20 protein-coding genes, 1 other RNA gene and 1 other annotated feature are annotated in these 24,040 nt (G+C 39.6%); of the genes, 18 read left to right on the top strand and 3 right to left on the bottom strand.

All coding sequences use genetic code 11. The features are described from left to right. Positions 1-7 precede the first annotated feature (7 nt). From H0184_RS12830 to yajC, 6 genes are all read left to right on the top strand, one after another. Positions 8-652 carry a response regulator gene (locus tag H0184_RS12830; RefSeq protein ID WP_221825599.1) on the top strand — a complete coding sequence of 215 codons (645 nt, stop codon included), beginning with the start codon at positions 8-10 and terminating at the stop codon, positions 650-652. Positions 653-785: 133 nt separating this feature from the next. Further along, positions 786-1,397, top strand: a complete 612-nt coding sequence (gene ruvA / locus H0184_RS12835; protein WP_221825602.1) for a Holliday junction branch migration protein RuvA — start codon at positions 786-788, stop codon at positions 1,395-1,397. A gap of 11 nt (positions 1,398-1,408) precedes the next feature. Then, the gene (gene ruvB / locus H0184_RS12840) at positions 1,409-2,410 is read left to right on the top strand and encodes a Holliday junction branch migration DNA helicase RuvB (protein ID WP_221825603.1); all 1,002 of its coding nucleotides are present in this window, start codon (positions 1,409-1,411) and stop codon (positions 2,408-2,410) included. Positions 2,411-2,436: 26 nt separating this feature from the next. Continuing rightward, on the top strand, positions 2,437-3,465 hold the full coding sequence (queA, locus tag H0184_RS12845; protein ID WP_221825606.1) for a tRNA preQ1(34) S-adenosylmethionine ribosyltransferase-isomerase QueA: 1,029 nt from the start codon (positions 2,437-2,439) through the stop codon (positions 3,463-3,465). 28 nt (positions 3,466-3,493) lie between these two features. Next, entirely contained in the window at positions 3,494-4,633 is a 1,140-nt protein-coding gene (gene tgt / locus H0184_RS12850; protein ID WP_221825609.1) for a tRNA guanosine(34) transglycosylase Tgt, read from the top strand. Between the two features lie 28 nt (positions 4,634-4,661). Beyond that, positions 4,662-4,961 (top strand): preprotein translocase subunit YajC, encoded by a 300-nt coding sequence (yajC, locus tag H0184_RS12855; protein WP_221825612.1) that lies wholly within the window; start codon positions 4,662-4,664, stop codon positions 4,959-4,961. A gap of 36 nt (positions 4,962-4,997) precedes the next feature. On the opposite strand, the gene H0184_RS12860 is transcribed toward yajC, so the two are convergent. Next, positions 4,998-5,462 carry a TIGR04086 family membrane protein gene (locus H0184_RS12860; protein WP_221825615.1) on the bottom strand — a complete coding sequence of 155 codons (465 nt, stop codon included), beginning with the start codon at positions 5,460-5,462 and terminating at the stop codon, positions 4,998-5,000. A gap of 126 nt (positions 5,463-5,588) precedes the next feature. On the opposite strand from H0184_RS12860, the gene H0184_RS12865 reads away from it, so the two are divergent. Then, positions 5,589-6,251, top strand: coding sequence for a DUF421 domain-containing protein (locus tag H0184_RS12865; protein ID WP_221825618.1), 663 nt, complete (start codon positions 5,589-5,591; stop codon positions 6,249-6,251). A 34-nt stretch (positions 6,252-6,285) separates the two neighbouring features. Here H0184_RS12865 and spoVB read toward each other — a convergent pair whose 3' ends face one another. Further along, entirely contained in the window at positions 6,286-7,839 is a 1,554-nt protein-coding gene (spoVB, locus tag H0184_RS12870) for a stage V sporulation protein B (protein ID WP_221825621.1), read from the bottom strand. Between the two features lie 136 nt (positions 7,840-7,975). Here spoVB and H0184_RS12875 point away from each other — a divergent pair, with 136 nt between their 5' ends. The 6 genes from H0184_RS12875 (at position 7,976) to dtd (ending at position 16,545) form a co-directional block, all read left to right on the top strand. Next, entirely contained in the window at positions 7,976-8,272 is a 297-nt protein-coding gene (locus H0184_RS12875; protein ID WP_221825624.1) for a post-transcriptional regulator, read from the top strand. A gap of 153 nt (positions 8,273-8,425) precedes the next feature. Continuing rightward, a complete protein-coding gene (gene secDF, locus H0184_RS12880) occupies positions 8,426-10,690 on the top strand; it encodes a protein translocase subunit SecDF (RefSeq protein WP_221825627.1) in 2,265 nt (754 codons plus the stop codon). A 112-nt stretch (positions 10,691-10,802) separates the two neighbouring features. After that, the gene (gene recJ, locus H0184_RS12885; protein ID WP_221825630.1) at positions 10,803-13,157 is read left to right on the top strand and encodes a single-stranded-DNA-specific exonuclease RecJ; all 2,355 of its coding nucleotides are present in this window, start codon (positions 10,803-10,805) and stop codon (positions 13,155-13,157) included. After that, on the top strand, positions 13,157-13,669 hold the full coding sequence (locus tag H0184_RS12890; protein ID WP_221825641.1) for an adenine phosphoribosyltransferase: 513 nt from the start codon (positions 13,157-13,159) through the stop codon (positions 13,667-13,669). Before recJ ends, H0184_RS12890 begins: the two co-directional genes overlap by 1 nt. Positions 13,670-13,894: 225 nt before the next feature. Next, entirely contained in the window at positions 13,895-16,090 is a 2,196-nt protein-coding gene (locus H0184_RS12895) for a RelA/SpoT family protein (RefSeq protein WP_221825642.1), read from the top strand. Between the two features lie 11 nt (positions 16,091-16,101). Next, positions 16,102-16,545, top strand: coding sequence for a D-aminoacyl-tRNA deacylase (dtd, locus tag H0184_RS12900; RefSeq protein ID WP_221825649.1), 444 nt, complete (start codon positions 16,102-16,104; stop codon positions 16,543-16,545). A 37-nt stretch (positions 16,546-16,582) separates the two neighbouring features. Here the strand turns inward: dtd and H0184_RS12905 are convergent, their stop codons facing one another. Then, entirely contained in the window at positions 16,583-18,325 is a 1,743-nt protein-coding gene (locus tag H0184_RS12905; protein WP_221825651.1) for an SH3 domain-containing protein, read from the bottom strand. Between the two features lie 166 nt (positions 18,326-18,491). Here H0184_RS12905 and H0184_RS12910 point away from each other — a divergent pair, with 166 nt between their 5' ends. The 5 genes from H0184_RS12910 to H0184_RS12930 all read left to right on the top strand — a co-directional run bounded on the left by H0184_RS12910 (position 18,492) and on the right by H0184_RS12930 (position 23,982). Further along, positions 18,492-18,668 (top strand): hypothetical protein, encoded by a 177-nt coding sequence (locus H0184_RS12910; RefSeq protein WP_221825678.1) that lies wholly within the window; start codon positions 18,492-18,494, stop codon positions 18,666-18,668. A gap of 56 nt (positions 18,669-18,724) precedes the next feature. Further along, positions 18,725-18,995: a binding site (T-box leader), on the top strand. A gap of 80 nt (positions 18,996-19,075) precedes the next feature. Then, the gene (gene hisS, locus H0184_RS12915) at positions 19,076-20,347 is read left to right on the top strand and encodes a histidine--tRNA ligase (protein ID WP_221825681.1); all 1,272 of its coding nucleotides are present in this window, start codon (positions 19,076-19,078) and stop codon (positions 20,345-20,347) included. Positions 20,348-20,362: 15 nt separating this feature from the next. After that, the gene (gene aspS / locus H0184_RS12920; RefSeq protein ID WP_221825683.1) at positions 20,363-22,141 is read left to right on the top strand and encodes an aspartate--tRNA ligase; all 1,779 of its coding nucleotides are present in this window, start codon (positions 20,363-20,365) and stop codon (positions 22,139-22,141) included. 61 nt (positions 22,142-22,202) lie between these two features. Further along, a non-coding RNA gene (gene ssrS / locus H0184_RS12925) (6S RNA) lies at positions 22,203-22,397 on the top strand. An 817-nt stretch (positions 22,398-23,214) separates the two neighbouring features. After that, positions 23,215-23,982 (top strand): tRNA threonylcarbamoyladenosine dehydratase, encoded by a 768-nt coding sequence (locus tag H0184_RS12930; RefSeq protein WP_221825685.1) that lies wholly within the window; start codon positions 23,215-23,217, stop codon positions 23,980-23,982. Positions 23,983-24,040: the final 58 nt, after the last annotated feature.

Genomic DNA, 24,040 nt, shown 5'->3' on the forward strand with positions numbered 1-24,040 from the left:
AGAAACAATGGGGATTACTATATTAATCGCAGATGATCATCATGTCGTAAGACGGGGGCTGGCCTTTTTTCTAAAAACGCAGCGAGATATTGAAATTATTGGGGAAGCGAGTAATGGTAAAGAAGCGGTGGAACTCGCACGAACATTGAAACCTGAACTTATTCTTATGGATCTTGTGATGCCGGAAATGGACGGAATACAGGCAACCAAAATAATAAAAAGTGAAATGCCGGAAATAAAAATTATGATGCTGACGAGTTTTTCTGACCAGGATCATGTTATACCTGCGTTAGAAGCAGGGGCATCGGGCTATCAATTAAAAGACATCGAGCCTGATGAGTTAATTCATTGTATTAAAAAAATAGTGAATGGCGAAAATCAGCTCCATCCAAAAGCCACTTCTCATTTGCTTGCTAATTTATCAAATAAAGATAAAAGTGATGATAAAAGCCTAATCTCTGAGTTAACCAAAAGAGAGCTCGATGTTCTAAAGGAAATCGCTAGAGGAAAAAGCAATAAGGAAATTGCTTCAGCACTGTTCATTACTGAAAAAACCGTAAAAACACATGTATCTAATCTGCTATCTAAGCTTGAATTAGCAGACCGTACCCAGGCCGCTCTTTTTGCGGTAAAGAATCAACTTGTAGAGTAAATGGCGGCCGGAGGAGGCCGCTATTTCTTTTGACAGAAAATTTTTATTCTTTACCTGCACAGCTATCTTTTTCTAATCCTTTAAATTTATATGGTAGAATGGAATACATGAAACGCTGAGGGAGAGAAAGTGATTGTACGAATTTTTTAAAGGAACCGTGGAGTTTGTTGGTCCTGAATATATTGTAATAGAAAATAATGGGATTGGTTATCAAATTTCAACTCCGAATCCGTTTATTTATTCTAGTAAAATAAATACTAATGTTACTGTTTATACCTATCATTACGTCCGTGAGGATTTAATGGCGTTATATGGTTTTGAGTCTAGAGAAGAGAAAAAGCTGTTTACTAAGTTATTAAATGTTTCGGGGATTGGCCCTAAGGGGGCTCTGGCCATCTTGGCTTCCGGTGAAGTACAGCAGGTTGTTTCAGCTATCGAAAATGAAGATGAAAGCTTCCTGATTAAGTTCCCAGGAGTCGGCAAGAAAACAGCTAGACAAATGATTCTCGATTTAAAAGGGAAATTACAGGATATCGTTCCGGATTATTTTCCTAATCTATTTAACAGTGACACAATACCAATGGCAGCACAATCGACCAATACTGCTTTTGAAGAGGCGATCCTTGCCTTAAAGGCGCTGGGCTATTCAGACAAAGAAGTGAAAAAGATTTCACCTGAGTTAAGAAAAGAACAGCTGTCAACCGACCAGTATATTAAAAAAGCCCTGCAGCGGCTTTTAAAATAAGGTGATTATTCATGGATGAGAGAATTATTTCTAGTGAAGCAGACCAGAGCGAAATCTCCTTAGAGCAAAGCCTCAGGCCGCAAAACTTAAAACAATACATTGGTCAAGATCAAGTAAAAAAGAGTCTTGAAATATTTATTGAGGCTGCGAGACTCCGCAAGGAAACATTGGACCATGTTCTTCTATATGGACCGCCAGGGTTAGGAAAGACGACGCTTGCTGTTATTATTGCCAATGAAATGGGTGTGAACATCCGGACAACCTCTGGTCCTGCTATTGAAAGGCCAGGTGATTTAGCAGCTATTCTTACCGCACTCGAACCGGGTGACGTTTTGTTTATTGATGAAATCCACCGGCTGCCAAGACAAATTGAAGAGGTACTATATCCCGCCATGGAGGATTTTTGTCTGGATATAGTGATCGGCAAAGGACCGAGTGCACGTTCTGTGCGCCTGGACCTCCCGCCGTTTACGCTTGTGGGCGCTACAACTCGGGCAGGTTCATTATCCGCTCCGCTTCGTGACAGATTTGGAGTTTTGAGCAGACTCGAGTATTATAAGGAAGACCAATTGAAAAATATCGTCCTGCGAACAGCGGATTTATTTGAAACTAAAATAGACGACCAATCTGCTGCTGAGATTGCCAGACGTGCAAGGGGAACCCCAAGAATAGCCAACCGTTTACTTCGCAGGGTAAGAGACTTTGCGCAGGTAAAAGGGAACGGTGAAATTGATATCACTTTAGCAAGGGAGTCTTTAGAGCTCTTGCAGGTAGATAAACTTGGGCTTGATCATATTGACCATAAGCTGTTAAAAGGAATCATTGAACGATTCCGCGGCGGACCGGTGGGCCTTGATACGATTGCGGCATCTATAGGAGAAGAATCAGAAACAATTGAAGATGTTTACGAACCGTATTTACTGCAAATTGGCTTTTTACAAAGAACACCAAGAGGAAGAATGGTCACAGATTTAGTGTATCGCCATTTTGGCATGGAGCCGCCAAAACAGTAATTTTTTGATAAGTAGGGATGTATTTTATGAAGGTAGATTTATTTGATTTTCATTTGCCTGAAGAGCTGATTGCACAAGTTCCGCTGCAAAATCGGACTGACAGCAGGCTAATGGCAGTGAATAAGGAAACAGGCGAATTAAAGCATGATATTTTTAAAAATATTAGTGAATATCTGCGTGAAGGGGATTGCCTTGTCTTGAACGATACAAAGGTACTTCCTGCACGCCTTTTTGGTGTAAAAAAGGATACAGGTGCCAAGATTGAAGTATTATTACTTAAGCAGCTGGAAGGCGACCGGTGGGAAACGCTAGTAAAGCCTGCTAAGCGTATTAAAGAAGGCACAGAAATAGAGTTTGGCGACGGACTCCTGACTGCTGTTTGTACAGGGACCTCAGAGCATGGCGGACGAGTTTTGGAGTTTCATTATGAGGGCATTTTTTACGAGGTTCTTAATGAACTAGGTGAAATGCCATTGCCTCCTTATATTAAGGAACAGTTAGATGACAGAGATCGATATCAAACCGTTTATGCTCGTGAACCAGGTTCGGCAGCTGCCCCAACAGCAGGTCTTCATTTTACGGAAGAGCTGCTCAATGAGGTGAGAGAGAAAGGTGTTCATGTTGCGTTCATTACGCTTCATGTTGGACTCGGGACGTTCAGGCCAGTAAGTGTTGATGATGTCCTAGAGCATGATATGCACTCAGAGTATTATATGATTACCGAAGGGACAGCACGTTTGCTCAATGAAGTGCGTCAAAATGGCGGAAGGATTATAACCGTTGGAACTACGTCAACCCGGACACTTGAAACCATCGCTTCTGACCAAAATGGTACCTTTATTGAAAGCAGCGGCTGGACTAAGATTTTTATTTATCCAGGATATGAATTTAAGGCCATCGATGGAATGATAACGAATTTCCATTTGCCTAAATCAACTTTGATTATGCTTGTAAGTGCGTTAGCGGGAAGAGAAAATATTTTGCATGCCTATACTACCGCTGTAAATGAGCGTTATCGCTTTTTCAGCTTTGGCGATGCGATGCTCATCATCTAGGTTAACGTAACGGAAGGAGAAAGAGAATTTGACTGCGATTCGCTATGAATTTATAAAAACATGTAAACAAACAGGTGCCCGTTTAGGACGTGTACATACGCCGCATGGTTCTTTTGACACGCCTGCATTTATGCCGGTAGGAACACTTGCTACTGTAAAAACGATGTCTCCTGAGGATTTAAAAGAGATGGGTGCTGGGATTATTCTTAGTAACACCTATCACTTATGGCTTCGTCCAGGAAATGAAATTATCAGGGAAGCTGGCGGTCTTCATAAATTCATGAACTGGGACCGTGCCATTTTAACTGATTCTGGCGGTTTCCAGGTTTTCAGCTTGAGTGAATTTCGTAAGATTGAAGAAGAGGGCGTACATTTCCGTAATCATATGAGCGGTGAAAAGTTATTTTTATCACCCGAAAAAGCAATGGAAATCCAAAATGATCTAGGTTCTGATATTATGATGGCATTTGATGAATGCCCGCCGTTTCCAGCAACCTACGAATACATGCAAAAATCCGTAGAACGAACTTCTCGCTGGGCAGAGCGTTGTTTAAATGCGCATCAAAGACCGAATGACCAAGGATTATTTGGAATTGTCCAAGGTGGAGAGTTTGAGGAGCTTCGTAAGCAGAGTGCTAAAGACTTAGTATCACTTGACTTCCCTGGATACGCAGTTGGCGGCCTTTCTGTTGGTGAGCCAAAGGATGTCATGAATCGAGTTCTTGAGTTCACAACACCATTATTACCTGCAGACAAACCACGGTACTTAATGGGAGTAGGATCGCCAGATTCCTTGATTGATGGAGCAATTCGTGGAATTGATATGTTTGACTGCGTTCTGCCAACAAGAATTGCTAGAAATGGTACATTGATGACAAGCACGGGCCGCCTAGTAGTGAAAAATGCTAAGTTTGCAAAGGATTTCGGTCCGCTTGATCCGGATTGTGATTGCTACACTTGCCGAAATTACAGCAGGGCATACATTCGTCACTTAATAAAATGTGATGAAACATTTGGAATAAGATTAACTAGTTACCATAATCTCTATTTTCTGTTAAGATTAATGGAGAAGGTCAGACAGGCTATCCGCGAGGACAGACTTGGTGATTTCCGAGAAGAGTTTTTTGAACGTTATGGTTTTAACAAACCAAACGCGAAAAATTTCTAATAGATGATTATTGAAAGGAGGGAAACAAATGCAAGGACTTGGTTCAATCATTCCATTAATATTAATGTTTGTATTATTTTATTTCCTACTGATTCGTCCGCAGCAAAAACGTACAAAAGCTGTACAACAGATGCAAAACGAATTGAAAAAAGGTGATAAAATTGTCACGATTGGCGGTTTACATGGTTTTGTTGATTCAATCGATGAAAGCAAAGTCGTGATTAAATGTGGAGACGGCAGCCGTCTAACATATGACCGTAATGCAATTCGTGAAGTAACTGAATCTGCAAAAACTGCTCCAGCAGCAGAAGTATCTTTAGACAAATAAGAAGAAAAAGGAAGCCAAAACACTGGCTTCCTTTTTCTATGCAGTTCTGGAGTTATTTGTTGAGATATTAACTCCTAGAATTCCGCCCATCATGGCAATTAACGTATAACAAACATGGTAAATGACTTGTTCAATATCAAAAAGTCGATCATACCCTAAATATTGGGATAAAAAGACAATGAAGCTATAAATTAAGCCAGTTAATCCGCCGATTAACCAACCCTTTTGCTTGCGCTTCCCTCCCGATAAGAATCCTCCTCCAAACAGCGCTATAAAGGATACAGCTGTTATAACGTATTGAAGTGAGTCTTCTCGTACAGAAGTGAATCTAAGAATGGATGCAAATATAACGCTGCTGACGATGACGAATAAGAAGATAAAAATTAACCCGTACAATATCGCTGTACCAAAGCTTTTTGATTCGATAATACTCTCCCCCTTTAGATGCCTTACCTTAAGTTTCAAACCTAAGATAAACAGATTCTTTCCTAGTACAAGCATATTCGTCTTTCTCCAAAGTAGAATTAAAACTTTAACAGTTTTTTAATCAATTGGGAGATTATTCCTTCATGGATTACTGCTAAAAGGCTAACAATAATCTAGACTGCAAGAAAAGGGGCGACAGTAGTGGAAATGTACATAACGATTGTAATAAGAACAGTAATGTTTTACATACTTATACTCTTTATTTTCCGTGTAATGGGTAAAAGAGAAATTGGAGAACTAAGTATTCTAGATCTTGTGGTTTTTGTCATGATTGGTGAATTAGCTATTGTCGCAATCGAAAATCCGAAGGTATCTTCCATTCATGTGGCTGTTCCTATGGTTTTATTAATGCTTATCCAAATAACGCTGGCCAAGTTTTCTTTAAAGAGTAAAAGGTTTCGTGATCTTGTTGACGGTAAGCCAACGATTATCATAAACCGTGGGAAAATTGATGAAGAGGCAATGAGGAAACAGCGATATAATTTTGACGATTTACTCACTCAATTAAGAGAAAAAGACATAAGAAGCATCGCTGACGTTGAGTTTGCTATTTTGGAATCATCTGGAAGTTTATCTGTTATAGAAAGAATGAATAATAGTGATGGTCAGCCTAAGGATGGGGATATTACCATTCCATTAATCATTGATGGCAATATCGAAGAAGAAAATTTAACACGAATCAACAAAACCAATCTATGGCTAAGGCAGGAGTTAAAGAAAATGGGATATCGCGATGTAAAACAAATTTCCTTTTGCAGCTTTGAAAACGGCAAGTTTTTTGTGGATATTATGGACGAGGAATAAAGAAGACACGCGCAGATGCGTGTCTTCTCGTTTTCTATCGAATAGGTATTAAATTGCGGATAATCGGTATTCTTTGGAGTTCTTCTTTCTTAATCAGGCCAGCGAGTATTAATAAGAAAATGTAGAAGAAGCTCATACCCGAAGCAGCTGACATGACTCTTATCGCTAAATGCTCACCAAGAAGGATATGGTTGAACAACCAATAGCCGATCCATGCGGAGATTCCCATAATTACAGCACCTTTAAGATATTCGCGGACATGAAAGCTAAAAGAGATTTTCTTAAGTACAGTGGCAAAATGAAGCATGGTTACTAAGACGAATCCAACAATAATCCCTAAGGCCACTCCAGTTATCCCGAAGGCAGGCTGTGAAGCAAGTACGAAGATGACCGCCGTTTTGATAACCGCTCCGATTAAACTATTGATCATAGCAGCTCTAGCCAGGTTAAGTGCTTGTAATACTGCCTGAAGCGGGCCCTGGTAATAATAAAATAAAAAGAATGGGGCCATGATGCGGATAAAGTAAGAGCCTTTTGTTGATCCATACATGAGCTCCATCAATGGGTCTGCCAGGACATAAAGGACAATGACGGACAAACCGCCGCTTAAAAAAGCAAAACGTAATGCCTGCTGCAGCCGGTGCTCAATTAATTGATGGTTATTTTGTGAGTTGGCTTCACTAATGGCAGGGACAAGCGATGTTGCTAATGAGTATGTGATGAAGGATGGAAGCATTAATAACGGCATAGCAAAACCAGTCAGAGATCCGTATTGTTTAGTAGCTTCAATTGCGACTACACCAGCAATGGCTAAACTATGGGCAACCACGATTGGTTCAAAAAACCATGATACAGAACCTATCATTCGGCTTCCCATTGTTGGCAGGGCAATCTCCATTAAGTCTTTGAAGGTTTTCTTGCCAGAATGGACAAATTGAAAGAATTTCTTTCGAAGCTTAAAACGCTTCTTTAATTTGAAGGCTGTCATTAAGTAGATTAGCGATACAACCTCACCAACAATAGCAGCAACCATAGCTGCAGCGGCTGCATATTCAATTCCATATGGAAGGAAAGCCCTCGTCATGACCGCAATTAAGGTAATTCTAACAAGCTGTTCTAATATTTGTGAGATCGCAGAAGGGCGCATATTCTGCCGCCCTTGAAAATAGCCTCTCAAAACGGAAGAAACAGCGATAACGGGAACTACAGGTGCTATCGCAATTAAAGGATAAAACGTTCTTGGATCAGTAAAGAGAGTGGTAGAGAGAATCGGTGCTAATAAAATTAATGCTGGTGTAAAAATAAGTGAAAGTGAAATAGTTATGGCTAGAGAAACGACGAGAATCTTTTTTATTTCTTGATGGTTACCTTTTGCCTCAGCCTCGGCAATATTTTTTGAAATGGCTACGGGCAGCCCCATTTGTGTTAGTGTCACAACAAGGATAAAAGTGGGAAAGGCCATCATATAAAGGCCGACACCTTCTTCACCAATACTTCGAGCTATGACAATTCTGTTAATAAATCCAAGGACCCTTGTGATTAATCCTGCAATTAATAGGATAAAGGTCCCTTTTAAAAACTTCGACATACTACTTCCCACCTTCTCAAAAAAGAAGAATTCATATACAATTAATCTATATGCATAAGGGTGGACAAAGCATGACAAGGTGTTATTAATTTTAGAGACAAAGAGAGGAACTTAAATGTTCCAAGGAGGCAGCATCATGGAGAAAAACCATGCGTACAACCATTTTCGCACCGAGGTAAAACCAGCATTAGTAAGCAAGCTGGAGGAGTTTCGTCTCCTAGGTTATAACGAGGTTTCAGAAAGTGGGCTTTGGGGTTTTTTAACAAGAAAAAAGTGGAAGAAGGTTAAAGAAGATATTAGAATTTATGAAATTATTGATGATGTCCTATGTGTTAAGGTCAGTGATTACATAAACTTTACCACGATTGATGCTTATAGAAACAATGAATTTAATCTAGAAGATGAAAATGAAATGAAGGAGCTATTAAAATAAATACACCTCATTTTTCTTGTAAATCTCCTATCTAGAATAAATTGACAGCATTTATAAACTATTTCATAATGAAAGCAATGATTTTATTTATTTTTACATAAGGCTTTTTCGTTTTGAGTGCTTTGGTTAAGCCCTAAGGAGGAACAATACATAATGGTTAAGCGCAGTAGAATTATCGCTTTCCTATTAGTAGTTATACTATTAGGAAGTACAATGGGTGTAACATCAAAAGGTATATTAAAGGACATTAAACTAGGTTTGGACCTTCAAGGCGGCTTCGAAGTTTTGTATGAAGTTACACCAGCAAAAAAAGGTCAGGAAATTAACAAAGAAACGTTAGCTAGTACGGCTGAGGCATTAGATAGACGGATTAATGTTCTTGGTGTTAGTGAACCGAATATTCAAATTGAAGGAGAAAATCGGATTCGTGTTCAGCTTGCCGGAGTAACGGATCAAAATGAAGCTCGTGAGATCTTATCAACGCAGGCAAACCTAACTTTCCGTGATGCCAATGACCGGGTTATGATGGACGGAGCCGATTTGGCGGAGAATGGTGCAAGCCAAACCTTTGATGAGAATGGAGCACCAAGTGTTTCATTGAAATTAAAGAGTGCTGATAAATTCAAAAAAGTTACTGAAGAAATTGTGAAAATGGCACCGAATAATTACTTGGTTATTTGGCTTGATTTCGAGGAAGGAAAGGATTCCTTCAAAACTGAAATTACAAAAGAAGACCCTAAATTTTTATCTGCACCAACGGTAAAAGAAATTTTCAATCAAAACACCGTATCAATCGTAGGGAGCTTTACAGCAGAGGAAGCACAAGAGCTGGCATCACTTTTAAATGCTGGAGCGCTTCCTGTAAAGTTAACCGAAGTATACTCTACTTCCGTTGGAGCTAAGTTTGGTGAACAGGCATTAAATGAAACCATCCTAGCAGGTATTATTGGGATAGCAATTATTTATATTTTCATGTTGGTTTACTATCGTTTTCCAGGATTTATTGCAACCATCACTTTATCCATTTATATCTATTTAGTTTTACTTGTTTTTGATTGGATGAATGGGGTTCTAACCTTACCGGGAATTGCCGCCCTTATATTAGGGGTCGGGATGGCAGTTGATGCTAACATTATTACCTATGAACGGATAAGAGAAGAGATTAAGGTTGGTAAATCAATTAAATCAGCCTTCCAAGCTGGAAGTAAGGGTTCTTTTACCTCCATTCTTGACTCAAACCTAACGACGATTTTAACAGCTGCGGTACTATTCTACTTCGGGACAAGCTCGATTAAAGGATTTGCCACCATGCTTTTGGTGAGTATCTTATTAAGTTTCATTACAGCAGTTTTTGGTTCCCGCCTATTCTTAGGTTTATGGGTTAATAGTGGATTCTTAAACAAAAAGGCAGGCTGGTTTGGTGTAAAGAAATCTGCTATCAAGGACATTGCAGAAAATTTTGATACGCTTGACCTTCCAACCAGATGGGATCGATATGATTTTGTTAAGGTAAGAAAATTATTTTTCATGATATCTGGAGTCATTATTGCTATTGGATTAGTCCTAATTCTTGTATTCCGTCTGAATCTCTCCATTGATTTTTCAAGCGGTACGCGGATTGAAGTTTTATCCGACAAATCTTTAACAACGGAACAGGTTAAAGATGCTTTTGAGAAGCAAAATCTTGAAATAGATGATATTACTCTTTCCGGCGAAAACAATGAAGTTGCTTCTGCGCGGATGAAGGGGGTTTTATCGAAGGATGAAATTGCAGAGTTGAAATCTGCTTTTCATGATGAATTTGGTACTGACCCAAGTGTTAGTACGGTTTCTCCGACTGTAGGTAAGGAGTTAGCGAAAGATGGAATTATCGCGTTAATCATTGCATCAATCGGAATCATTATTTATGTTACCATCCGTTTTGAGTTTGCAATGGCAGTTGCAGCAATTGCTTCTCTTCTTCACGATGCATTCATCATGGTTGCCTTTTTCAGTATAGTACGCCTAGAAGTGGATTTAACCTTTATTGCAGCTGTCCTAACCATTATCGGTTATTCTATTAATGATACAATCGTTACCTTCGACAGAATGCGTGAAAACTTAACAAAGAAGAAACGACTTAAAACCTTTGAAGATATAGCAGATGTTGTAAATATAAGTGTTCGTCAAACGTTAACTCGCTCTGTAAATACAGTTTTTACAGTATTAATAACTGTTGTGGCAATGATTATCTTTGGAAGTGAATCTATCCTGAATTTCAACATTGCATTGCTCGTTGGATTAATTGCAGGGGTATACTCATCCATCTTTGTCGCTACTAATCTTTGGGTAGTTCTTAAAGCAAAAGAACTTAAGAAGAAGGGTACTATCAAGACTGTGAAAGAAAAGAGAAAGTACTCAGACGAGCCGCAAGTGTAATCCTAGTAAACCGCAGAATACTCTGCGGTTTATTTTATTTCAAGTGGTAAATTTCAATGATTGAAAGCTAAACATCGCTCCTGTATAATAGTAAAGTCTGAGGGGTGAACGCATGTTAAAGTCGAAAACTAGATGGATTGTTCGTGAATCTGATCAACAACTAGTAAAAACTCTCGAAAACGAATTGAAAATAACGCCGCTTGTGGCGTCGCTGCTTATCAACCGCGGATTAGATACCGTTGATTCTGCACGGTATTTTTTATTTGGAAAAGAGCAATTTCATGACCCTTTTCTATTAAAAGGCATGGATACAGCCGTTCATAGAATACGGCAGGCGATAGAAAACCAAGAACCTATATTAATATTTGGAGATTATGACGCAGATGGTGTGAGCAGTACAACACTATTAATGCTTACCCTTAAGGATTTGGGTGCGAATGTCCAATTTTATATTCCAAACCGTTTTACGGAAGGTTATGGACCAAATGAACCAGCCTTTCGAAGTGCGGCTGAATCAGGTGTAAAATTAATTATTACAGTAGATACAGGTATTTCTGCTATACACGAAGCAGGTATCGCAAAGGAACTTGGCCTTGACTTAATCATCACGGATCACCATGAACCAGGTCCAGTTTTACCGGAAGCCTTAGCCATTATTCATCCTAAATTGCCAGATAGTATCTATCCTTTCCGCGAGCTCGCCGGGGTTGGTGTGGCCTTTAAATTAGCTCATGCCCTCTACGGTGAACTGCCAGAGCATTTGTTGGAAATAGCTGTTATTGGTACCATTGCGGATTTGGTTTCATTAAAGGATGAAAACCGCCTAATAGCCAAAAAAGGCTTGGAAAAACTAAAAGTCACTAAAAATAAAGGCTTAAGAGCTATCTTAAAAGTAGCAGGTGTGGATCCTCTTAATATTAACGAAGAAACAATTGGCTTTACGCTGGCTCCTAGAATCAACGCTGTCGGCAGATTAGAAAATGCTGATATGGCGGTTGAGCTATTGCTTAGTGATGATCCCTATGAAGCTGAAAGTATGGCTCTAGAAATAGATGAATTAAATAAAACAAGGCAGTCAATTGTCAACACCATTACACTGGAAGCCATTGAAGAAGTTGAAAATAACTTTCCAATAGATTCGAATTCTGTTCTAGTGATCGGTAAAGAGGGTTGGAATGCAGGGGTTATTGGTATCGTTGCCTCTAGATTGGTCGAAAAGTTTTACCGTCCTACCATTGTCCTTAGCTTTGACCGGGAAAAAGGCTTGGCAAAAGGCTCAGCACGCAGTATTGAAGGTTTTGATTTGTTTAAGAATCTATCTGAATGCCGAGACATTCTCCCTCACTTTGGCGGACATCCAATGGCCGCTGGGATGACGCTGAATTTAGAAGATGTTTCAGAGCTTCGTCAAAGATTAAATCAATTGGCAAATGAGCAGCTGACGCCAGAAAATTTTGTTCCCATTACCTTGCTTGATCACCAAATAAAGGTTGATGAAATCAATCTATCATCGTTAGATGAATTAAATCTTCTTGCTCCATTTGGAATGGACAATCCTAAGCCGAAGGTTTTAATTCGTAATGTTCAAATATCTACAATGAGAAAGATTGGTTCTGAACAAAATCACTTGAAGGTTATGGTGAATGATAACGGGACTAACTTAGATGGAATTGGGTTTGGGCTTGGCCAGTTAGTTGACCATATTTCACCAGCTTCAAAAATTTCGATAATTGGTGAATTAGCCATTAATGAGTGGAATAATATCCGTAAACCACAAATTTTTATCCATGATGTTTCTGTAGAAACATGGCAATTATTCGATCATCGGGGTGTTAAACGTATTCATACAATGATGAGTACGATTCCTAAGGAAAATCGAAAATACATTGTTTTTAACAAAGATCAGCTGGATAAAATCAATTCAGACTTTACAAGTGAGGTAATTCTTGTTCAAGATGAAGCAGAAGCAATGGCATTTGATACTCACAACGCTAATATCGTTCTTGTGGATTTGCCGCCATCAAAAGAATTGCTTTGTCACTTGTTTAATGGAAAACAACCAGCTCGAATCTATGCTTATTTCCAAAAGGAAAACAGTGATTTCTTTAGTACCATACCGACCAGAGATCATTTTAAATGGTTTTATGGTTTCTTATTGAAAAAAGGACCGATTGATTTAGGTCGTCATGGAGATGAAATTGCAAAGCACCGCGGCTGGTCTTCGGAAACTGTAACTTTTATGTCAAAGGTGTTTTCTGAACTAGATTTTGTTACAATAAACAATGGCTTTATAACTTTGAATAAACAATCACAAAAGCGTGACCTAACTGACTCGATGACCTACCAAACAAAACAGGCTCAATATGCGCTCGAAAGAGATTTATTATTTTCGTCCTTTGGGCAATTAAAGAGTTGGTTTGACCAGGTTATTGAGCAATCAGTTAATATTGAGGAGGCAATTAAGTAATGGACTTAAAGCAATTTATAGCAATCGTACCGGATTACCCAAAACCAGGAATCACTTTTAAGGATATAACTCCATTAATGAACGATGGGGAAGCGTATAAGTACGCAACAGACCAAATTGTAGCTTTTGCGAAAGATAAACAAATAGATTTAATTGTTGGTCCAGAAGCAAGAGGCTTTATTATTGGCTGCCCTGTATCGTACGCGCTTGGAATTGGCTTTGCACCTGTTCGTAAGGAAGGCAAGCTTCCTCGTGAAACCGTTAAAGTCAGCTACGGATTGGAATATGGAAGCGACGTTTTAACCATTCATAAGGACGCAATCAAACCAGGGCAGCGAGTTCTTATAACTGATGATTTGTTAGCAACAGGCGGAACGATTGATGCAACGATTCAATTAGTTGAACAGCTTGGCGGTGTGGTTGCTGGAATTGCTTTCTTAGTTGAATTAACCTACCTCGAAGGCCGTAAGAAACTTGAAGGCTACGACATCATGACGTTGATGAACTATTAATAGTGAGGAGGGCACTCGTAACTGAGTGCTCTCTTGTTATAAGAAGAGAATTGCTATTTTTTATTATATTTCGACACTTTTTTCTTAAAATACAGTAAAATAAGTATCAATCCCTTTACATCCGAGCTTTTTTTTTCGATAATAGTAACATTCATTAGTAACTTGTTTAGATAGTGAAACATTTAATAATAAATAAAAATATGAGATGAAAAATAAGGTGATTTTATGGCGAACGATCAAGTGCTAACCGCCGAACAAGTCATCGACAAGACGAGGGTCTATTTAAACGAGGAGCATTGTGAATTTGTAAAAAAAGCGTACGAATTCGCAAAACACTCTCATCGTGAACAATATAGAAAATCTGGGGAGCCTTACATTATTCATCCTATTCAAGTTGCTGGAATTCTAGCGGATTTGGAGATGGATCCTGAAACGGTTGCCGCTGGTTTTCTCCATGATGTTGTTGAAGACACAGATGTCACCTTAATGGACATCGAGAGTGAATTTAATGACGAAGTGGCCATGCTTGTCGACGGGGTTACGAAATTAGGAAAAATTAAATATAAATCACACGAGGAACAGCAGGCAGAAAACCACAGGAAAATGTTTGTGGCGATGGCTCAGGATATCCGCGTTATTTTGATAAAGCTTGCTGATCGTTTGCATAATATGAGGACGCTTAAGCACCTTCCTGTTGAGAAACAGCGCCGGATTTCAAATGAAACACTTGAAATCTTTGCACCTTTGGCCCATCGTCTTGGTATTTCTAAGATTAAGTGGGAGTTGGAGGATACTGCATTAAGATACTTAAATCCACAGCAATATTACCGGATTGTGAACTTGATGAAAAAGAAACGTGCAGAACGGGAGCAATACTTAGTCGATGTAATGGACGAGGTCCGTGACAGAATGAAAGAAGTGTCCATTAATGCGGAGCTTAATGGAAGACCTAAACATATCTATAGCATTTACCGTAAAATGGTTCAGCAGAATAAACAGTTCAGCGAGATTTATGATTTACTAGCTGTACGAATTGTCGTAAACAGTATCAAGGATTGCTATGCTGTATTAGGAATCATTCATACCTGCTGGAAGCCAATGCCTGGGCGTTTTAAGGACTATATTGCGATGCCGAAGCCTAATATGTACCAGTCTCTTCATACAACAGTGATAGGTCCTAAGGGTGATCCGCTAGAGGTTCAAATTCGGACTTCTGAGATGCACAGAATTGCAGAGTTCGGGATTGCGGCACACTGGGCGTATAAAGAAGGGAAAGCTCTTAGTGATACAACTTCTTATGAGCAAAAGCTGACTTGGTTTAGAGAAATCCTTGAATTCCAAAATGACACTGCGAACGCTGAAGAATTTATGGAATCATTAAAAATTGACTTATTCTCTGATATGGTATTTGTTTTTACTCCAAAAGGAGATGTGATTGAATTACCGTCCGGTTCTGTACCAATTGATTTTGCTTATCGAATTCACTCAGAAATCGGTAATAAAACGATAGGGGCAAAAGTGAACGGGAAAATGGTTACGCTGGATTATCGACTTAAGACAGGTGACATTATCGAAATTCTTACATCGAAGCATTCTTATGGACCAAGTCAAGACTGGTTAAAGCTTGCACAAACATCACAGGCAAAAAATAAGATTCGTGCATTCTTTAAGAAGCAGCGACGAGATGAAAATGTCGATAAAGGAAAGGAACTTGTCGAAAAAGAAATCCGTGCAATGGAATTTGATTTAAAAGAAATCTTAACTGCCGATAATCTGAAAAAGGTAGCTGAAAAGTTTAATTTTGCCAATGAAGACGATATGTATGCAGCGGTCGGCTATAATGGTGTTACCGCACTGCAGGTAGCTAATCGTTTAACCGAAAAATGGCGGAAAAAGCGTGATCAGGAGCAATCAGCAACCATTACAAACGCCATTTCAGATATGAAATCTTTCCCATCTACGAAAAAGAGGGAGTCTGGTGTTCGTGTTGCTGGAATTGATAATTTGTTAATCCGCTTATCAAGATGCTGCAACCCTGTTCCAGGAGACGAAATTGTCGGTTTCATTACTAAAGGCCGCGGTGTTTCTGTTCACCGAGCTGATTGTACCAATATTGATTCTAATGACGCCCAAACCAGGTTAATTCCTGTTGAGTGGGAATCCTCCTTAAATGACCGGAAAGAGTATAATGTGGATATTGAGATTAGCGGTTATGACCGCCGAGGTTTACTGAATGAGGTCCTTCAGGCTGTAAACGAGACAAAGACCAATATCTCAGCTGTTTCTGGGCGATCTGACCGTAATAAAATGGCGACGATTATTATGTCAATTGCCATTCACAACGTTAGTCACCTGCAGCGGGTTGTTGAACGGATTAAACAGATACCAGATATCTATTCCGTTCGCCGGATTATGAATTAAGGAGCTTTGATATGCGAGTTGTGGTACAGCGCAGTAAGAATGCAAAGGTAACGGTAAACGGAGAAATTACAGGCCAGATTTCTAAGGGACTCGTCCTTCTTGTCGGTGTGACACATGATGATAAAGAAGAGGACGCAGTCTTCTTGGCTGATAAAATTGCAAATTTGCGGATTTTTGAAGACGATGCTGGAAAGATGAATTTATCATTATTAGATGTTGGCGGTGAAATTCTTTCTGTTTCTCAATTCACCTTGTATGGTGATTGCCGCAAAGGGAGAAGACCTAATTTCATGGAAGCCGCAAGACCGGAGCAGGCCAATCAACTTTATGAGAGATTTAATTCTTTATTACGTAAAAAAGATATCAAGGTTGAAACAGGGATCTTTGGTGCGATGATGGATGTTGAATTAATCAATGATGGCCCCGTGACATTAATTGTAGAGAGTAAAGGATGAAAAATGCTTGGCACTTTAATAGCTGCCAAGCATTTTTTTATTGTTCTTTAAAGTATCTAGCTAATCCGTTATAGATTCCACTTGCTGCATTTTCTTGAAATTGCCCAGAATTTAATGTCATTTCTTCGGCTGAATTACTTAGGTAGCCCAATTCCATAAGTACTGCCGCTCTTTGATTTTCACGAACGACATGGTAATCACCAGAACGGACACCACGACTTTTTAGCCTGGTCTGAGAATTGGCTCCATTATAAACATACTCAGCAAGTTTCTTTTGATATGAATGATAGTAGTAGCCTGTCATCCCGCGTATGCTTCGGTCCAGGTTACTATCATAATGTAAGCTGATAAAGGCATCAGACTGATGAACACTGGCCAGCCTTACCCTGGATGGAAGCGGAAGATACGAATCATTACTTCGTGTCAGAAGTACATTTGCCCCCGCAGCTTTTAGCTTATCAGATAAAAGCTGAGCCGTTCTTAGCGTAAGTTCTTTTTCTAGTGTACCACTTGCGCCAGTCGCGCCATTGTCAATCCCTCCATGCCCAGGATCAATGACAATGGTCTTATATTTTAGATGACCAGCTGCCCCTTGTTTTTCAATACCTGGCCCTTTGCCATTAGTTGTTACAAGCCAGCCTGCAATAAATCCATTTGTACCGTTTGACAATTTTATTTCATACCAATCATTTTCGACACTTATAATTGGAAAGGACTCTCCTTCTTTTGCTCTTTGAACAACATTCGATTGGGTAGTAGGGTCCTTTCTAATATTGGTGCCGCTATGTAAGATTGTTACCTTGCTATCTTTGGCAATTTGGCTCGATTTCACATTATCCTTATTAAAATACCAGCCGGCCGCCCAGCCTATATTTCCAGGTTGAAATTCGATTTTAACCCAATCGTTCACTTCTTCAAGAATGGTGAACTTTTGGCCCTTAGAGACGGAACCGATAATTTCAGAATTTAAGGAAGAACTTTGACGAACGCTGAGATTGCTGGCTGTCACTGTCCCAATACTTTCAGCTTTGCTGCTTTGCTGACTTTGAGACCCCATTTGAACAAAATCACTGCTTACCCATGCGCGTTGACCTGAGTACTTAATTTCCAGCCAATTATTCTTTTTTGAAAAAACAGTAATGGATGTCCCTTTTGATATTTTTCCGATAACAGAACCTGTGTTGGATGGTTCTTTTCGAATATTTAAAGTATCTGTGACAATACCGCTTCCGATGGATTTACTATTATTTTCTTCTTTTATTGAATTATTGCTATTACTAGTTTTACTATCAATATATTCTCGTGCAACCCAGCCTTCGCCAATTGCTGCAGAGATTTTCAGCCAGTTTTCATTTTCCTCGAGAATAGAGACGGCTTGTCCCATATTTAAGGAACCTATGATACGGAAGCTTATTCCTGGCCCCGAACGCACTCGTAACTGATCAGTATTGGCTTGGGCAGTCATTTTTTTTGAATTGCTAGATTTGCTGGCAGTTGATCCGCTAGAGGATCTCGTGACAACCCAGTTGGCCACCCAGCCTGTTTTCGCAGCTGAAAGCTGGATTTGTATCCAATCTCCCTTTTCCTTAATTATGCTATATTTTTCGCCCTTTTTTACTTGCTTTACAAGCTGATAGCTTAAGCTTGGACCACTGCGGATGTTTACCGAATCCTCTGAGATGGTAACTGAATCGTTTGCAGCCACCCCGCTATTTTGAGGGGGAAAAACGGCAAAATACAGCGTAAGACAAACTATCAGAAGTAAGATTCTCCTAATCATCCTCTCTCTCCCTTCGTAATATCTTTCATTTTATCGTAAAAGGATAAGGAAATCATTCCTTAAATGTAAAATATCTACTATTTTAAAAATCTTCAAGCACATGTAAGTTTTTGCGATCAATGGAAATAATAAGAACTATAGTGAGTATGATACGAGGTGATGGGTGATGAGATCGAGCGATAAAGGAAATAGCGTCCAATCTATGGACAGCAGGCTTTTCGGTGTTGATTTTCATGATTTTATTCAAAGTGAACAGCATAATACGACGTTTGAGCTTGCCTCCGAATTTGGATTAACGATCGGCGATGTTAGAAAGTTGAAAAAACATTTAGAAAGATCATAATTCCTTCTTGACATTGGATTCAATGCTCCGTAATATTATATAAATAAAATACATGGCTATAACCAATGATGGAGCATAGTAATTAAGGTGAAGCATGGCAAGAGAGGAAATGCCCTGGGCTGAAAGCATTTCTACATGGTACTTAATGAATGAACACTCCGTAGGCTTCTCTCTGAAAAAGGATACTTTAGTTGGAATAATTCCACTTCTGTCCACCTCTACTAGGAGAAGAACGTATGCAGGCGTTAACTGTAAAAGAGGAAGTGCATAGAGTGTTTATGCCTTCAACTAGGGTGGCACCGCGGGAATATAACTCTCGTCCCTTGTATTTATTACAAGGGACGGGAGTTTTTTGTTTTTATAGACTGTTTTACATAAAAAAGTAACCGTAAGGAGGAAATACTGTTATGTCGATTAGCATTCCAAGAGGCACGCAGGATATTCTACCTGGAGAGGTAGAAAAATGGCAGCTGATTGAAGCAAAAGCAAGAGAGCTTTGCGAAAAATATCAATATCAAGAAATTCGGACTCCAATTTTTGAACACACAGATCTCTTCGCGAGGGGCGTCGGCGATACTACTGATATTGTCCAAAAAGAAATGTACACATTTGATGACCGCGGCGGCCGCAGCCTTACGCTAAGACCAGAAGGTACAGCAGCGGTGGTAAGGTCATTTGTTGAGAAAAAGATGTTTGGCTATCCAAATCAGCCTGTAAAGCTTTATTATATGGGACCGATGTTCCGTTACGAACGCCCTCAAGCAGGACGCTTCCGTCAGTTTGTACAATTTGGTATTGAAGCATTGGGCAGCAACGATCCAGCGATTGATGCAGAGGTTATTTCTCTTGCTATGAATTTATACAAGGAAATGGGCTTAAAGAAGCTAAAACTCGTCATCAATAGTCTTGGTGATAAGGAGAGCAGAACCGCTCACCGCAATGCATTAATTAATCACTTTCAACCAAGAATCGGAGAGTTTTGTCACGATTGTCAAAACCGTTTGGAGAAAAATCCATTGCGAATTCTTGACTGCAAACAGGATCACAATCACGAATTAATGAAATCTGCACCATCAATTATTGATTATCTAAACGATGACTCTAAGGCATATTTTGAAAAATTACAAAACTACTTAACCCAGCTGGATATACCGTTTGTAGTGGATCCGAACCTGGTTCGCGGCTTGGATTATTACAATCACACTGCATTTGAAATAATGAGTGACGCCGAAGGCTTTGGTGCCATAACCACATTGTGCGGCGGCGGTCGTTATAATGGTCTTGCTGAAGAAATGGGCGGACCGGAAACTCCGGGAATTGGATTTGCGATGAGTATTGAGCGCTTCATTGCAGCATTAACTGCTGAGGGAATTGAACTTGAAATCAATAAGGGCATTGATTGCTATATCGCCTCCCTTGGTGAAGAAGCAAAGGATTATACAGTAGGACTTCTGCAGAAGTTAAGGCTTGCTGGTGTTTCTGCCGAGAGAGATTATCTTAATCGAAAAATTAAAGCACAATTTAAAGCAGCTGACCGATTGAATGCGAAATATGTTGCCGTTCTCGGTGATGATGAACTTACTAATAATAAAATTAATCTAAAAAATATGGCTACAGGTGAGCAGATGGAAATTGAGTTAACACGATTTGTAGAGTATTTTCAAGAACTTGAGAGATAAGAGGAGAGGATCTTCATGTATGGGAGAACGTATTTTTGTGGCGATGTACCAGAGACAGCCATTGGTGAAAAAGTAAATCTTAAAGGCTGGGTTTCAAAGCGCCGGGACCTAGGCGGATTAATTTTTATCGATTTGCGTGACCGCTCAGGTATCGTCCAGGTTGTTTTTAATCCGGATGTATCGAAAGAAGCTCTTGCTACGGCTGAGAAAATTCGAAGTGAGTATGTTTTAGATATCCAAGGAACAGTTATTGCCCGTGAGGATGGAACAATAAATCCTAATTTAAAAACTGGGAAAATTGAAGTTCAGGCAGAAAGTGTAACCATTATAAATGAGGCAAAAACACCTCCATTTACAATTACGGATAAAACGGACGCATCAGAAGATATTCGTCTTAAATTTCGTTATCTAGATTTCCGTCGTCCAGTGATTTTTGAAACATTAAAAATGCGTCATCAAGTAACTAAGCAAATTAGAGATTTCCTTGATTCTGAAGGATTCTTAGATATCGAAACACCGATCTTAACGAAAAGTACTCCTGAGGGAGCGCGTGACTATCTAGTACCAAGCCGTGTTCATCCTGGTGAGTTCTATGCACTTCCACAATCACCACAGTTGTTCAAACAGCTGCTAATGCTTGGTGGAATTGAGCGTTACTATCAAATCGCACGCTGTTTCCGTGATGAAGACTTACGTGCTGACCGTCAGCCAGAATTTACTCAGATTGATATTGAAACTAGTTTCCTTGGTCAAGAGGATATCTTAGAAATGATGGAAAAAATGATGACTGGGCTGATGAAGGAAGTAAAAGGTCTAGATATTCCGGCTCCATTCCCGAGAATGACTTATGATGAGGCAATGAGCCGCTTTGGTTCAGATAAGCCTGATACACGTTTTGGTCTTGAGCTCGTAGATCTCTCCGAGGTAGTTAAAGATTCAGGTTTTAAAGTCTTTGCAGCTGCCGTTGCAAATGGCGGTCAAGTAAAGGCTATTAACGTAACTGGCGGTGCGGAGAAGTATTCTCGTAAGGATATTGACGCCCTGACTGAATTTGTATCTGTATATGGTGCAAAAGGTCTTGCATGGCTCAAAGTTGATGGAGAAGGTTTAAAAGGTCCGATTGCTAAGTTCTTTGCAGAGGAAGACTCACAGGCTTTAAGATCTGTATTAAATGCTAATGAGGGTGACCTGCTTCTATTCGTGGCTGATAAGAAAAATGTCGTGGCTGATGCATTAGGTGCACTGCGTTCAAAGCTTGGAAAAGACTTAGGGTTAATCGACCAAAGCAAGTTCAATTTCTTATGGATTACTGATTGGCCGTTACTCGAGTATGGGGAAGAAGAAGGCCGCTACTATGCTGCCCATCATCCATTCACGATGCCAGTTAGAGAAGACCTGCCTTATTTAGACACTGACCCTGCTAGAGTTCGCGCACAGGCCTATGACCTTGTTTTAAATGGGTATGAGCTTGGCGGCGGATCTTTACGTATTTTTGAACGTTCAGTTCAGGAGAAAATGTTTAAAGTTCTTGGATTTACACCAGAAGAATCTCAAGAACAATTTGGTTTCTTGTTAAATGCTTTTGAATACGGTACACCGCCGCATGGCGGGATTGCACTTGGTTTGGACCGTTTGGTCATGTTACTGGCAGGAAGTACGAATCTGCGTGACACCATTGCATTTCCAAAAACGGCAAGTGCAAGCGACTTGTTAACGGATGCACCTGGTGCTGTTTCTGAAGCCCAATTAAAAGAACTTCATTTGTCACTAAATGTTACCAATAAAAACGAATGAAACGCTTTCATAAAACCTTGAATGGTTTTTCAATCTATGATATTATAAAGTCAATCAAATAAGTGTCCTGAAATGTTCGTTGAATTACCTAACTTTTGACCAACATTATTTCTTCGGGAGTCTGGGTTTTCAAGTTGCGTAAAAGCCTCAACCTATACGGTTAAAGGGACTTACAAAAACTTGGAATAAGACACCCACCTGCTAGAGTGGCGGGATCAAAAGAAGGAACTAAACCGACGGCACCATTGGGACCCTTATAAAAATAGTCTCCTGCTATGCAGGAGGCTATTTTTATTTGCGCTGGATGTTGACCATTGAATTGTGCCCGTAAATGTAGTGTCAGGGGTGTTAGAAAAACGGGTCTCATAAAGAGTTCATGAAGCCCAGAAATAAGTGTCATCAGAAAAAATGGGTCCATGAAGAGTTCATGAGGCTCAAAAATAAGTAGCATCAGGAAAAACGGGTCTCATGAAGCGTTCATGAAGCCCAAAAATAAATGTCATCGGAAAAATGGGTCTCATAAGGCGTTCATGAAGCCCGAAAATAAGTGTCATTGAGAAAAACGGGTCTCATGGAGCGTTCATGAAGCCCAAAAGTAAGTGTCATTAAAAAAAATGGGTCTCATAAAGCGATCATGAAGCCCAAAAATAAATGACACCAGAAAAAATGGGTCTCATGAAGCGTTCATGAAGCCCAAAAATAAGAGTCATCGGAAAAAATGGGTCTCATGAAGCGTTCATGAAGCCCAAAAATGAGTGTCATCGGAAAAAATGGGTCTCATGAAGCGTTCATGAAGCTCAAAAATAAGTGTCATCAGGAAAAACGGGTCTCATAAAGCGTTCATGAGCCCAAAAGCCCGACTCTTTGGAAAAAACGGGACACATAAGGCATATTAATCTTGTTCACAAAATAATTTACACTTCCAAGCTAAGGGATTTTGTGCACGCTCCTATATTGCCACTTTATCTGATCTTAAATTCCTATAGAAATACTTGAATTTATAGGGGAGTATGTTATATTTTTTTAGGGTAAAAGATATAGATAAGTCGAATTTTAATTTCTGGAGGATCCACATGCTGCATCAATTTTCTCGTAATGAACTTGCCATTGGCAAAGAAGGCCTAGATATCATGAAGAACAGTACGGTTGCAGTACTGGGCATTGGCGGTGTCGGCTCATTTGCTGCTGAAGCACTAGCACGCTCTGGTGTTGGCCGTTTGATATTAGTCGATAAAGACACAGTTGATATTACGAACGTAAACCGTCAGCTCATCGCACTGTTATCAACCGTTGGGCAACCAAAAGCTGAACTAATGAAAGATAGGATTAAAGATATTAATCCTGATTGTGAAGTTATCGCATTAAAAATGTTTTATACGGAAGAAACCTATGAGCAATTTTTTAGTTATGGCTTGGATTTCGTCGTAGACGCTTCTGATACCATTATTTATAAAATTCATCTAATGAAAGAATGTCTAAAAAGAAATATCCCAATTATCTCAAGCATGGGTGCAGCGAACAAAATGGACCCTACTCGCTTCAAAATTGCAGATATTTCAAAGACACATACTGACCCAATTGCTAAAGTAATTCGCACGAAGCTTCGTAAGGAAAGAATTCACAAAGGGATTCCAGTGGTTTTTTCGGATGAAAGCCCGATTGTTATTCGTGAAGATGTTAAGAAAGAGGTTGGAAATGCGAACGCACCAATTCGTAAAGCACAAATGCCTCCATCCTCAAATGCCTTCGTTCCATCGGCTTGCGGATTAATCATGGCAAGCTATGTGGTCCAGCAATTGTTAAAAGATATCAAAATAACAAGAGTATCTGACGAAAAATAGCAGCAAGCCCCGATTCCAATGATCGGGGCTGATTTTTATTTTATAATACTCTGTTATA

It is taken from the genome of Neobacillus niacini (genome assembly GCF_019749295.1).
Classification (GTDB): Bacteria; Bacillota; Bacilli; order Bacillales; family Cytobacillaceae; genus Neobacillus; species Neobacillus niacini_D.

Coding starts and splice junctions, on each gene's coding strand:
- H0184_RS12860 (WP_221825615.1), bottom strand. CDS start 5,462: ATGCTTGTACTAGGAAAGAATCTGTTTATCTTAGGTTTGAAACTTAAG.
- secDF (WP_221825627.1), top strand. CDS start 8,426: ATGGTTAAGCGCAGTAGAATTATCGCTTTCCTATTAGTAGTTATACTA.
- aspS (WP_221825683.1), top strand. CDS start 20,363: ATGTATGGGAGAACGTATTTTTGTGGCGATGTACCAGAGACAGCCATT.
- H0184_RS12875 (WP_221825624.1), top strand. CDS start 7,976: ATGGAGAAAAACCATGCGTACAACCATTTTCGCACCGAGGTAAAACCA.
- dtd (WP_221825649.1), top strand. CDS start 16,102: ATGCGAGTTGTGGTACAGCGCAGTAAGAATGCAAAGGTAACGGTAAAC.
- queA (WP_221825606.1), top strand. CDS start 2,437: ATGAAGGTAGATTTATTTGATTTTCATTTGCCTGAAGAGCTGATTGCA.
- recJ (WP_221825630.1), top strand. CDS start 10,803: ATGTTAAAGTCGAAAACTAGATGGATTGTTCGTGAATCTGATCAACAA.
- H0184_RS12830 (WP_221825599.1), top strand. CDS start 8: ATGGGGATTACTATATTAATCGCAGATGATCATCATGTCGTAAGACGG.
- ruvB (WP_221825603.1), top strand. CDS start 1,409: ATGGATGAGAGAATTATTTCTAGTGAAGCAGACCAGAGCGAAATCTCC.
- H0184_RS12895 (WP_221825642.1), top strand. CDS start 13,895: ATGGCGAACGATCAAGTGCTAACCGCCGAACAAGTCATCGACAAGACG.
- H0184_RS12905 (WP_221825651.1), bottom strand. CDS start 18,325: ATGATTAGGAGAATCTTACTTCTGATAGTTTGTCTTACGCTGTATTTT.
- H0184_RS12890 (WP_221825641.1), top strand. CDS start 13,157: ATGGACTTAAAGCAATTTATAGCAATCGTACCGGATTACCCAAAACCA.
- hisS (WP_221825681.1), top strand. CDS start 19,076: ATGTCGATTAGCATTCCAAGAGGCACGCAGGATATTCTACCTGGAGAG.
- H0184_RS12910 (WP_221825678.1), top strand. CDS start 18,492: ATGAGATCGAGCGATAAAGGAAATAGCGTCCAATCTATGGACAGCAGG.
- yajC (WP_221825612.1), top strand. CDS start 4,662: ATGCAAGGACTTGGTTCAATCATTCCATTAATATTAATGTTTGTATTA.
- spoVB (WP_221825621.1), bottom strand. CDS start 7,839: ATGTCGAAGTTTTTAAAAGGGACCTTTATCCTATTAATTGCAGGATTA.
- H0184_RS12930 (WP_221825685.1), top strand. CDS start 23,215: ATGCTGCATCAATTTTCTCGTAATGAACTTGCCATTGGCAAAGAAGGC.